Annotated in this window: 9 protein-coding genes; 3 read left to right on the top strand and 6 right to left on the bottom strand. The window is 66.8% G+C overall.

Annotated elements, in window-relative coordinates; translation table 11 throughout:
* Nucleotides 1-2 precede the first annotated feature (2 nt).
* Together SHK17_RS03305 and SHK17_RS03300 are read right to left on the bottom strand one after the other, a co-directional pair.
* Nucleotides 3-1484 (bottom strand): aldehyde dehydrogenase family protein, encoded by a 1482-nt coding sequence (locus tag SHK17_RS03305; RefSeq protein WP_322921068.1) that lies wholly within the window; start codon nt 1482-1484, stop codon nt 3-5.
* Nucleotides 1485-1621: 137 nt separating this feature from the next.
* Nucleotides 1622-2440, bottom strand: a complete 819-nt coding sequence (locus SHK17_RS03300; protein WP_322424977.1) for an IclR family transcriptional regulator — start codon at nt 2438-2440, stop codon at nt 1622-1624.
* Between the two features lie 47 nt (nt 2441-2487).
* Between SHK17_RS03300 and purU the strand changes: the two genes are divergently transcribed.
* Entirely contained in the window at nt 2488-3429 is a 942-nt protein-coding gene (gene purU / locus SHK17_RS03295; protein ID WP_449867032.1) for a formyltetrahydrofolate deformylase, read from the top strand.
* 29 nt (nt 3430-3458) lie between these two features.
* On the top strand, nt 3459-5138 hold the full coding sequence (locus SHK17_RS03290; protein ID WP_322921067.1) for a formate--tetrahydrofolate ligase: 1680 nt from the start codon (nt 3459-3461) through the stop codon (nt 5136-5138).
* 107 nt (nt 5139-5245) lie between these two features.
* On the opposite strand, the gene SHK17_RS03285 is transcribed toward SHK17_RS03290, so the two are convergent.
* The 3 genes from SHK17_RS03285 to SHK17_RS03280 all read right to left on the bottom strand — a co-directional run bounded on the left by SHK17_RS03285 (nt 5246) and on the right by SHK17_RS03280 (nt 8975).
* Nucleotides 5246-6976 carry a P-loop NTPase fold protein gene (locus SHK17_RS03285; RefSeq protein WP_322921066.1) on the bottom strand — a complete coding sequence of 577 codons (1731 nt, stop codon included), beginning with the start codon at nt 6974-6976 and terminating at the stop codon, nt 5246-5248.
* Nucleotides 6977-7010: 34 nt separating this feature from the next.
* The gene (locus SHK17_RS21165) at nt 7011-7418 is read right to left on the bottom strand and encodes a P-loop NTPase fold protein (protein ID WP_405030394.1); all 408 of its coding nucleotides are present in this window, start codon (nt 7416-7418) and stop codon (nt 7011-7013) included.
* 330 nt (nt 7419-7748) lie between these two features.
* Entirely contained in the window at nt 7749-8975 is a 1227-nt protein-coding gene (locus SHK17_RS03280) for an AlbA family DNA-binding domain-containing protein (protein WP_322921065.1), read from the bottom strand.
* 401 nt (nt 8976-9376) lie between these two features.
* On the opposite strand from SHK17_RS03280, the gene SHK17_RS03275 reads away from it, so the two are divergent.
* Nucleotides 9377-10375 (top strand): IS481 family transposase, encoded by a 999-nt coding sequence (locus tag SHK17_RS03275; protein WP_322921064.1) that lies wholly within the window; start codon nt 9377-9379, stop codon nt 10373-10375.
* A gap of 232 nt (nt 10376-10607) precedes the next feature.
* Here the strand turns inward: SHK17_RS03275 and SHK17_RS03270 are convergent, their stop codons facing one another.
* Nucleotides 10608-11930, bottom strand: a complete 1323-nt coding sequence (locus SHK17_RS03270; RefSeq protein ID WP_322921063.1) for a hypothetical protein — start codon at nt 11928-11930, stop codon at nt 10608-10610.
* Nucleotides 11931-12021: the final 91 nt, after the last annotated feature.

Raw genomic sequence — 12021 nt, 5'->3', positions numbered from 1 at the left:
GCCTACCCCGGCATCCTCGGCGAGAACCAGCTCTGCACCGCCGGCCGGACGTTGTGCCAGACGTGCTTGGTCTCGCGGTACTCCTCGAGCCCGGCGAGCCCGAGCTCGCGCCCGGTGCCCGACTGCTTGTAGCCGCCCCACTCGGCCTGGGGGACGTAGGGGTGGTAGTCGTTGATCCACACGGTGCCCATGCGCAGCCGCGCGGCGACGCGCTCGGCGCGCCCGGCGTCCTGCGTCCACACCGCCCCGGCGAGGCCGTAGATGCTGTCGTTGGCGATGGTCACCGCCTCGTCCTCGTCGCGGAACGTCTCGACGGTCAGCACCGGCCCGAACGACTCGTCCTGCACCACCGACATCGACGTCGTGCAGCGGTCGAGGACCGTCGGGAGGTAGTAGAAGCCGTCCGCCAGCGCCGGGTCGTCGGGGCGGGCACCGCCGCAGCGCAGCACCGCTCCCTCGGCGAGCCCGCGGGCGACGTACGCCTCCACCTTGTCGCGGTGGGCGGAGCTGGTGATCGGACCGGTCTCGGCGTCGTCGTCGAAGGGACCGCCGAGGCGGATCACGCCAGCGCGGGCGACGAGGGCGTCGACGAACTCGTCGTGGATCGACTCCTCGACGAGGAGGCGCGCACCCGCGGAGCAGACCTGGCCGGAGTGCAGGAAGACCGCGGTCAGGGCGTAGTCGAGCGCCACGTCGCGGTCGGCGTCGGCGAAGACGATGTTGGGGTTCTTGCCGCCGAGCTCGAGCGCCACCTTCTTGACCGTCGCAGCGGCGGCTGCGCCGATCCGGCGCCCGGTCTCGATGCCGCCGGTGAAGGACACCATGTCGACCCGCGGGTCCGTCGAGAGCGGCGCCCCGGCGGTGGCACCGGCGCCCAGGACGAGGTTGCCCACCCCGGGCGGCAGTCCCGCCTCCTCGAGCAGCCGCATGAGGTGGATGGCGGAGTGCGGGGTCAGCTCGCTGGGCTTGAGCACGAACGTGTTGCCCGTGGCCAGGCAGGGCGCGACCTTCCAGGACACCTGGAGGAGCGGGTAGTTCCAGGGGGTGATGAGGGCGCACACCCCGATCGGCTCGTGCACGATCCGGCTGACCACGTCGGGCCGACCGGTGTCGACCACCCGGCCCGCCTCCTCGGTCGCCGTGCGGCCGTAGTGGCGGAAGACCGAGACCACGTCGGCGACGTCGTACTGCCCCTCCACGAAGCGCTTGCCCGTGTCGAGCGCCTCCATCCGGGCGATCAGGTCGGTGTCGCGCTCGAGGAGGTCGGCGAGCCGCAGCAGCAGGTCGCCGCGCTCCCGGCCGGAGGTGGTGGGCCAGGGGCCGTCGTGGAAGGCCGCGTGGGCGGCGGCGATGGCGGCCTCGGTGTCGACTGCCTCGGCCTCGTCGACCTCGGCGACGAGGGTGCCGTCGGCCGGGCACCGGATCTCGCGGCGCGCCCCGGAGAGCGCGGTCGCCCACGCTCCGTCGATGTAGAGATCCGGCACGCGTGTCCTGCCCTCGGTGAGTTGTTGCGCATGTCGCAACCAGGTGCTCCGAGCGCAACCGGCGAGACACCCCGAAGGATGGTGCGCCGCCCCTGTCCCGTCAAGGGTCGAGCCCCGGGTGGTGGGGACAGTGTGACCTACCTGTGACCCCACCCGAGACGGTGGGACACCTCGCGGGCGGCCTCGACGACCGCCCGGACCACCTCGACCAACCGGTCCTCGGGCAGCCGGAACGACGGTCCGGAGACGCTGATCGAGGCGACCACGTCGCCGTGCGCGTTGCGGATCGGCGCGGCCACCGCGGTGAGGCCGACCTCCAGCTCGTCGACGGCGACGGCGTGGCCCTGCTCGCGGACCTGGGCCAGCTCCTCGCGCAACTGCGCGCGCCGGGTGATCGTGTGGGGGGTGTACGTCGCCAGCTGGCCGAGGACGGCCTCCAGGCCCGGCTCGTCCAGCCCGGCCAGCAGCACCTTGCCGTTGCTCGTCGCGTGGAGCGGGATGTGCTGCCCGACCCAGTTGTGCGGCTGGAGGGCCGAGGAGCCGGCGACCTGGTCGAGGTAGAGCGCGGAGCTCTCGGCGAGGACGGCGATGTTGACCGTCTCGCCCGTGTCGGCCGCGAGCTGGCGCGCGATCGGGCGGGCCTCCTGCACGAGGTCGAGGCGTGCCGTCGTGGCGCCCGCCAGTCGGAGGATGCCCATCCCGAGGCGGTAGCGGCCGCGGTCGGCGGTCTGCTCGACGAGGCGGTGCGCCTCGAGCGTCGCGACCAGCCGGAAGGCGGTGCTCTTGTGGACGCCGAGCTCGCCGGCGATCTCGGTGACGCCGGACTCGCCGGTGCGCGCCAGCACCTCGAGGATCCCCAGCGCGCGGTCGACCGACTGCACACCCGCACCCGTCACGGCGGAGCTCGCGGGCGCCTGCTCCTCGCCCCGGTCCTGCACGTCGGCACCCTTCGCCATGGGGGGACACTAGCGCAGCGGCTGTTGCGTATCGCAGACTGCGTTCCGTGGAGCGCAACAGCAGCGGTCCCATCGCCACCACCACGCCGGCCACCACGGCCGACCACTCGTCAGGAGACACCATGCCGCACGGCCCCGGCGGAGCCGCGTACGTCCTCACCCTCTCGTGCCCCGACCGCCCCGGCATCGTCCACGCCGTCTCGGGCTTCCTGGTGGAGCAGGGGGCCAACATCGTGGAGAGCCAGCAGTTCGGCGACCGCCTCACCGACACCTTCTTCATGCGGATCGGCTTCGACGCCGACGCTCCCGGCGGCGCCGACGCGCTCCGCAGTGCGTTCTCCGGGGTCGCCGAGCGGTTCGGCATGGAGTTCGAGCTGTGGGCGGCGGCCGCGCCCTACCGCACGCTGATCATGGTCTCCAAGCACCTGCACTGCCTCAACGACCTGCTGTTCCGCGCCAGCACCGGCGCCCTGCAGATCGAGATCCCGGCCGTCGTGTCCAACCACCCCGACGCCGGCGCGCTGGCGAAGTCGTACGGCGTGGAGTTCCACCACGTCCCGGTGACCCCGGAGACCAAGGCGGACGCCGAGAAGCGGCTGATGGAGCTGGTCGACGAGACCGGCGCCCACCTGGTCGTGCTCGCCCGCTACATGCAGGTGCTCTCCGACGACCTGTGCCGCCAGCTGTCCGGGCGGGCGATCAACATCCACCACTCGTTCCTGCCGAGCTTCAAGGGAGCCCGGCCCTACCACCAGGCCTTCGACCGTGGCGTGAAGCTGGTGGGCGCGACCGCGCACTACGTGACCGGCGACCTCGACGAGGGGCCGATCATCGAGCAGGACGTCCTGCGCGTGGACCACGGCTACGACCAGGACATGCTCGTCTCGGCAGGACGCGACGTGGAGGCGCAGGTGCTCTCACGGGCGGTGCGCTGGCACGCCCAGTCGCGGGTCCTGCTCAACGGCGAGCGCACCGTCGTGTTCCGCTGAACCGACGGCACCACCACTGAGGAGCCGCCATGCAGTCCGACATCGAGATCGCCAACGCCGCCGTCCTGCGCCCCATCCGGGAGATCGCCGAGGAGACGCTGGGCATCGCGGAGGAGCACCTGGTGCCCTACGGGCACGACAAGGCGAAGGTCGACATCGGCTACCTCACCTCGCTGGCGGACCGCCCCCTCGGCAAGCTCGTCCTGGTGACGGCGCTGTCGCCGACCCCGCCGGGCGAGGGCAAGACCACCACCACCGTCGGCCTCACCGACGCGCTGCACGGACTGGGCCACCGCACGGTCGCCTGCCTGCGGGAGCCGTCGATGGGACCGGTCTTCGGCATGAAGGGCGGCGCCGCGGGTGGCGGTTGGAGCCAGGTCGTGCCGATGACCGACATCAACCTGCACTTCACCGGCGACTTCGCGGCCATCGCGGCGGCCAACAACCTGCTCGCCGCCCTCATCGACAACCACGTCCACCACGGCAACGAGCTCGACATCGACGTGCGCAGCGTGACGTGGAAGCGCGTGCTGGACACCAACGACCGGGCGCTGCGCGAGGTCGTCGTGGCGATGGGCGGGCACGCCAACGGCTTCCCGCGCGAGGACGGGTTCGACATCGTCGTCGCCTCCGAGCTGATGGCGATCTTCTGCCTCACCGAGTCGCGCGCCGACCTCAAGCGCCGCATCGGCGACATCGTGATCGGCTACGACCGCTCGACCAAGCCGGTCACCGCGCGCGACCTCGGTGCCGACGGCGCGATGGCCGTCCTGCTGAGCACCGCGCTGGCACCCAACCTCGTCCAGACCCTCGAAGGGGCGCCGGCCTTCGTGCACGGCGGCCCGTTCGCCAACATCGCCCACGGCTGCAGCTCGGTGATGGCCACCCGGGCGGGGCTGCGGCTGGCGGACTTCGTCGTCACCGAAGCGGGCTTCGGCGCCGACCTCGGCGCGGAGAAGTTCGTCGACATCAAGTGCCGCAAGTCCGGCCTGCGCCCCGACGTGGCGGTCGTCGTCGCCACCGTCCGTGCCCTCAAGTACCACGGCGGCGTGGCGCTCACCGACCTCGGCACCGAGGACGTCGCCGCGGTCGAGGCCGGCATGGCCAACCTGCGCCGGCACCTCGCCAACGTCCGCGACGTCTACGGCATCCCGTGCGTCGTCGCGGTCAACCGCTTCCCCACCGACACCGACGCCGAGGTGGCCCGGGTGGTCGAGCTGGTCGCCGACGAGGGCGTGCGCGCATTCCCCGCCACGCACGTCGCCGACGGCGGCAACGGCGCCAAGGACCTCGCCGAGGGCGTTCTCGCCACGCTGGCCGAGCCGTCCGCCCAGGAGTTCTCCTTCACCTACGACGACGACCTGTCGCTGACGGAGAAGGTCGAGGCGATCGCCACCCGGCTCTACGGCTCCGGGCTGGTGACGTGGGACGCCAAGGCGCGCCGCCGGCTGGAGCGCATCGAGCGCGACGGCTACTCCGGCCTGCCCGTCTGCATCGCCAAGACCCAGTACTCGTTCTCCACCGACCCCAAGTCGCTCGGCGCGCCCTCGGGCCACGAGCTGCACGTGCGGGAGGTACGCCTCTCCGCCGGCGCCGGGTTCGTGGTGGTGGTCTGCGGCGACATGATGACCATGCCCGGGCTGCCCCGCGAGCCCTCCGCGGCGCGGATCGACCTGGCGGACGACGGGACGATCATCGGGCTGTCGTAGGCGGGCAGTCCGCCCAGAATGGGCGTGCGTCGAAACTGCTGCGAACGGCCTAGAAGGACGCAAGCCTTTCGCCGCCGTCTCAACCGCTTGTCGCAGGCCCGGGCGACCTATTCGGAATCCCCCTGCTGCGCGCCTCCGCCTGGCTGCCGTCGTGCGGCCAGGGCCGCCAATGCCTTGAGTGCAGCGAGTCGAAGATTCTCGGGGGTCGGCTTCTTCTCCCAACGATCGAACTCTTCGATGTCGTCGGCCAGCCGCTCCAAGTCCGGACGCAAGCGCTCAAGAACAAAGTCAAGAGGCACCCAACGCTCCAGGTCTGCCACGTCAAACTGTGAGATGACCTCGCCTGTGGCCCCGACGGCGATCGGAACGTTGGCGGCAACGAACTCCAGCGCGTCCCATCTCCCCTCTAAGATCTGAGCGCGAACCCACCCGGTCGCAGCCTCGGGGTCCACATGCCACCACATCCACAGGAAGTGCATCGGCCGGTTCCCGAGGGCAGTTAGAGGTTCGTCGGTATATGGAGCCATCGCGACAAGCACTCTCTGCGCCACGAATGCCGAAGCTCGCTCCCGCCAATGTATTGCAGGTTCGTGTCTGTCGCGCAAGATTGACGCGCACACGGTCACGGCGAGAAGAATGCCGCCATCCATGTCGCACATTTCCGACAACATTTGGAGCCCGCGCTCCTCGTCCACCTGTGAGAAAATTCGCTCGATGAACTTTTCCGCCTCACTTCGGCCTCGATAGTCAAATAGACCCTGGTCCGTTGGCATGTGATGGTAGGCAGCCCCGACCCATCGGACGGCATGCAATACAGAGTCATCAGCGATCCTGAGTTGCGATTCCAGTTTGCGCAGAACGCGACCTGGTTCCTTCGCTAGAGTATCGCGTACTGCATCGATATTCGATGACGGCGTCTCGCTATCTGCGGCCGCGAATGCCTCGGCGACTACTGCGTCTGGAAGATCCTCTCGTGGCACCTCGAGAGCGAAGTATCGATCGAAATAGTCCTCATGCCCAACGCCGCGGCGTCGTGCCACCATGTCATAGTCACCGCGCGGCAGGGTCGAGCCAGAGAGCTTCGCATCTAGCGCGGGAAACAAGACTCGAAGCAACCTCAGGACGCCTTCGACGTTGTCAGCACGGACATGTGCATTCTTCAATGCATCCCGCCACTGTTCGAGCAGCTCTGCGAAGTCCCGCTGTTTTGAAAATAGACCGGCAGGAGTTCGCAGCAGGTCCCCCCGGAGCCTCGGAAGGGCGCGATAAAGCGACGGCTCATGCGTTCTGATGTAGTTGATGAGGAAAAGGTCGACGAGATCAGCTTCTCCCTTCGCGGCAAGTCCGACCGCGACCTCCGCCTGCGCGAATAGGCGCTTGATTGACCGCGGCGTCCGGAGCGTGTGGATGAGAATTTCCCAGTACGCCTTACCGAGTCGCTCAGCAGCCGTCTCATCAATAGTCACACTCGGAGCACGCGTTAAGAGACCATTGAAGAAGCAATCGTTGAACAATTCGGAAACCTGGTGATCCCGGAGAGGTGGCATGTCCAGGCGCACTTGAATGACCTTCTCGAGATAATCTAGGGCCCGTCCTCGCTCATCGCCCACGAGCTCAGTTCGGGACAAGGTCTCAAGCAGCGTTTCTTCGTCGTATGCGAGCAAGTAGTAAACGTGAGGAAGGCGACCCACCAATCGCACAAGTTTTAGCGTTTGAAGCAATTCACTAGGAGCCAGTCGATCCAAGTCGTCGAAAATAAGCAGGATGGGACGTTGGAGCGCCTTCAATTCTCCTGTCAGGATGGCCTGCGCCTTTGCTGCGTTAGGCCCCTCTGCCAAGCTACGACCGAACGACTCCAAGATGCTCGATGAGTCAACCCCCCACCAGGCTAGTCAGTTTTCCAAGAGGGCTGATCGCCTGGCCAAACCTGCCTACAGATTCACGGGCCCGCTTCCACCGCCGATCGCGTGGCATCACATCCTGAAGCGTCTTCAAGAACCCCAAAAGCAAGGACTCTTCGTCCGAAAAGAGCCAAGGGTTGAATGTGGCAGTGAGCCATCTACCCTCCATGGTCTCCACGCGCGAAGCGACTGAACGCAAAGTCGACGTCTTACCAGCGCCCCAGGCGCCAATCAACGCAAGAACGCTGGAGCTGTCTTCAGATCGCAAGCTTTCGAGCACCTCGGCGATTCGCTGCGCCAGCGATGCATGGTCCAGTCGGTCTTGTGCGGGCTGCGAAGGGTCGAGCGGCTCGTCGCTCAGAGTTAGATTCTCAACCATCACATCCCCCTAGTGGCATCGGCGGGGACGACGCTACGTGAGATCGGCGATGGACCGAGCACACTCGTCGCGTGGCGTCTCATCGAGTCTCTACCGCGCACGATCGGTCGGCGCGAACCAGCCGCGTAGGAAGCGCATTCTTGAGCCATCGTCAAGCTTGTGGCTTCTTCAAGGATGCTGCCGTATCAGACTCGGGGGCCGTTGAGTTCTTCCGCCGCCTGTCGGCCCATCAACGCCAACCAGCGGTTTGACCGCCCGAGGACGCGAATCGCGCGCGGTTGAGCCAGCGCGCGATGCCTCCGTGCTCGTTTATCAAGCCCCTCGCCGGTCTTAGACATTGCGTCGCATGAACTCGACGGGAGATTCATAGGGAAAGGCGCGCAGCGCCCCGAGACCACGCGCCAGCGGGGTCATCAGTGCCTCAACGACGCGCTGCGGCGAGTCGCTCATCTCGCTTGCCGGTGCATACACGTCGTTCGTGAAGGTCTCTTCGGGATACTTCGCCGCACGCTCGAACGACCTCTCGTCGAGTGCGGCCCCGGACGGAACGCCGAGAAGCGATGTCATATGGACACCCAAGTGCCAGGTGCCGCTGTCGCTTCGCAGTCGGGCAACGTGCGCGGTTAGACGGACACACTGGTCGACGTGGATAAGGACGACGCTGAGCGGCACCACCGTGGCTTCGGGACGGTTGCCACCCGTGTACCGACTGCGGGTGCCAAGTCCTGCCGCGAAGTCGACCCCGCCGGTGTCACGGATCAGCAATCGCTTGGCGTACAGCTCATCGAGTTCGCGGTCCGACACAGACGTCGCCATAATTCCCCGAGGGTGTGTCTCGGTGTAGTTAAGCGATGTTAAGTCGCCCCCGCCGTACTCGTGGGCAGGGAATCGGGCCTCGACCGCCAGTTCCATCGGCCGCTTATTGTGATCCCACGGAGGCGGTCCCACCGGTGGCGTGAGCGGGACGGCGGTGAAGTAGAGGTGTCCATGGGAGCGATCCCGCGCAGGGACAGGGTCGAAAGTTCCGGCAAGACCGAGCAGGTGCTCGTTCAGCCCATCGTCGCGATTGCGTCGCGTAGCGAAGATGTTGGCGACGTGCGGTTCGGGTAGGACCCGCTTGCCTTCGGAGGACCGCCCCCAATACCGCTCATCGGCCTGATGGGGAGCGATAGGGGAGGGCGGAATTTCAACGATCACGCACCCGCGTGCCGAATCGTCGGGATCCATGACGACACGCACGTCGCAGACCATCGCGGGAGAAACCTTGCCCATGGCGATCCCGACCAGTCGGGTCTTAGCAGATTCGGGGTCGGTGATGCCGACGACCTCTCCTGCCTTCCCAGCGCCGGCGTCGCTAATCCCATAAACCATCACCCCTCCTTCGACGGTGAAGGAGGCCAAGTCGCGTGAGACTTCAGTGTTCTGCCCGGGCGGCGGGAGACCCTTCTTGAGTTCGCAGTAGGAACGTTCGTCGAGCAGGCCCTCACCAACAGCGAGAAGGATGTCCTCCCACTTTTCAAGGCGTACCCGACTGGTTCCGATCTGCACGTAGCTCACGTGCAGGACTCTAGGCAGTGCCTCCGACAGGGCGGGCGGGCTCAGGCCCGTCGGACGCGGCACTGCGCCTCGCGGACTTCCAAACGTGGCCGCGGCGACTCCTGCGCGCGTCTAACCGCCGCGTACCGTCCCGGGCCGCGACATTGCGCCGCGTACCGTCCGGGGCGCGACATTGCGCCGCGTGTCAGCGCCGTGTTTCGAATCCGCATGCAGATGACCACTTATTCGTATGTGCGTCTGGACACTCATTCGACCTGAGCCCGGCGAGGACGGCTAGGTGTACTGATCGGGCACGTTGGTCCAGATCGTGTGACGACACGATCTGAATGAGCTTGGAAGGCGAAGACCTCCGGGCGTGGAGTGGAGCTGTCTAGGAACCGCTCCCCACCCTGGAGGTCTTCGTGTCCCACGCTAACGCCGCACTCACCCCTCGCGCCCGTCTTCGGCTCGCGCGCCTGGCCGTCGATCACGGTTGGCCCATCGCTCGAGCCGCCGAGCGATACGACGTGTCATGGCCTACCGCGAAGCGATGGGCCGACCGCTATCGCCGGCTCGGGCCGGCTGGCATGAACGACGCCTCGTCGCGCCCGCACCGCTCCCCGAACCAGGTGCCGCAGCCGGTGGTGCGCAAGATCGTGCACCTGCGGTGGAAGCACCGGCTCGGGCCGGTGCAGATCGCGGACCGCGTCGGTCTGGCACCGTCAACGGTCCACAAGGTGCTGGTCCGGTGCCGACTCAACCGACTCACCCATGTCGACCGCGCGACCGGTGAACCGACCCGGCGCTACGAGCACGATCACCCCGGATCGCTGATCCACGTCGACGTGAAGAAGCTCGGCAACATCCCCGACGGCGGCGGCTGGCGCTACCTGGGACGACACCAAGGCGATCAGAACCGGATCGCGACCCGCAACCGCACCGGGATCAGCAACGCCTACCGGCAGCCGAAGGTCGGAACCGCGTTCGTGCACACCGTCATCGACGACCACTCCCGCATCGCCTACGCCGAAGTCCACGACGACGAGACGGCCGCCACCGCGGCCGGGGTGCTCTGCCGAGCCGTCGCCTGGTTCGCCGCGCGCGGCGTCGTGGTCGAACGCGTCCTGTCCGACAACGGCAGCGCCTATCGCAGCCACTTGTGGCGCGAGACCTGCGCCGATCTCGCCATCACCGCAAAGAAGACGCGTCCCTACCGACCACAGACCAACGGCAAGATCGAACGCTTCCACCGCACCATGGCCGACGGCTGGGCCTTCAAGAAGTTCTACAACTCCGAGTCAGCCCGCAGAGCAGCTCTGCCAGCATGGCTCCACGAGTACAACCACCACCGGCCCCACACCGCGATCGGCGGGTCAGCCCCCATCACCAGGTTGACCAACCTCACCGATCAGTACAGCTAGGGCGCCGGTCACGGCGGCCGTTCCGGGAAACACGCTCAAGTTGACTCGGCAAAGTGAGTCTCGGCTCCGGCCGGTTACACGGCAATGGGGTTCGCAGGAGTCAGGTTTAGATGGCAACCCTAAGTTCCGCGATCGCCCGATGGCGGTCGTTGAGGATGACCAGCGGCGCAACAGCAGCAGCCCGATCAGAAGCAAGAACCGTGCGTGTGAGAGCGCACCGTGCGCGAGCGCGCTAAGGAGTTTGGGTGCCGGTGACGACTTGGTGGTCGCGAGTCAAGACGGCGCAGCGGGTGAACTGCGCAGAACGGGCAAAATCCGCCGGGGAAACTCGGTTCGCGTTTGAAAGACCCGCTTGATCTACCCACCCCGGCTCGCCCGGGTGCGATGCTAGAAGGTTTCGGCGGGCGAGCCGCGCCCACAACTCACTCACATGCAACCCCATTACCAGGTCCACTCGCGCGGCCGCATCACGGAGCGCTCCGGCGTCGAGGCCCGCCCCAAAGGCCGCGTCGTATGCCGCACCCGCCGCATCCAACTCGGCACTAAGCACTGCGTCGGTCTGCGCTTCTGCCTCTTCGTCCACCTCGGCAATAAGGGAAAGGTCGATCTGGGCGAGTTCGGTCAGTGGAAGTTCCTCAGCGTTGATCCCTCCGCCGAGCCTTGAAAAGACCTCCCACGGGTCCAGCGGCGCACCTGGAACTTTCGCGACAGGATCGTCTTCTGGCCCAGCAACACCGCGGTTACGGACTGGACTAGCCAGAGGGTGCTCCGGAACACCGGCATTCGGCTGGTCCAACGTGGCGGCAGTCGGGCCGCTCATGAACAGGTCAGGATCCGCGCTAAGCCCGACGTCTCGTGCGTCGTTCGTCGGCGAGGGGGGCACCCATACTCCTCGGCGCGGGGGCGTTGTGTCTGCCTCGGTGAAACACCGGTAGACGAACTCAGAGCAACTCAAGCTGCGCTCGCCGTCACCTATGCTGCCGAGCATGACGGTAGACAGTGCAGTCAGCAGCTTGAACGCCAGCCGGTGTTTGTACAGCTCGTCCCGGTAATTAATGAGAAACCGCTGCTGCCCGATTAGAGCAAGGTCCACAACGGAGAACAGGTCCCCCTCGTCAAGGAATGCCTCGGCTCTCCGTAGGACCGGATCTAGACTGTCCGGCCTGTCGACGGGCCGAAGAAGGGTGATGGCCGAGATCCCGTGCGCGGCCAGGCGCCGGTGTAGGCACACCTTCCGTACCGCCTGATTCGCAGCAGGCGCCAGCCTGTGATCCGCGATGTCGCACGGCTCCGGGGCTTGTCTGTTTGCCTCGATTAGGTAGTCCTGATTGAGGGCAAGAGACACGTGGTTGAACGGTGCTGCGTCGGCCCATTTCGTGAGGCCAGCGATCCACGAGGTGGAGTCGAATAGTAGTAGGTCGCCAGGTCTGACCTGCGCCCGAAAGCGATCAGGGTCGTCGGTGAGCAGCACCGTCGCGTCTGGCATGTGATGACCTCGATCCTTGCACCCGACGGGAAGCACGGCCGTCACCCGCTGAATCTCGGGTCTTCTCACGAAAGCACCATGAGGCGCCCCGGTCAATGAGCGGCTTCTACCTGTTCGACGAGGCGGGGCGCCCACGTCGTCGTGCAGACATCGCCCAGTC

The sequence above is a fragment of the Nocardioides renjunii genome, from assembly GCF_034661175.1.
Classification (GTDB): domain Bacteria; phylum Actinomycetota; class Actinomycetes; order Propionibacteriales; family Nocardioidaceae; genus Nocardioides; species Nocardioides renjunii.
The sequence above is the reverse complement of the archived record's forward strand: the minus strand, read 5'-3'. Positions and strand labels throughout refer to the sequence as shown.

What these genes read in the sequence shown, in the direction of transcription:
- SHK17_RS21165 (WP_405030394.1), bottom strand. Translation starts at nt 7,418, where the DNA reads ATGGTTGAGAATCTAACTCTGAGCGACGAGCCGCTCGACCCTTCGCAG.
- SHK17_RS03300 (WP_322424977.1), bottom strand. Translation starts at nt 2,440, where the DNA reads ATGGCGAAGGGTGCCGACGTGCAGGACCGGGGCGAGGAGCAGGCGCCC.
- SHK17_RS03290 (WP_322921067.1), top strand. Translation starts at nt 3,459, where the DNA reads ATGCAGTCCGACATCGAGATCGCCAACGCCGCCGTCCTGCGCCCCATC.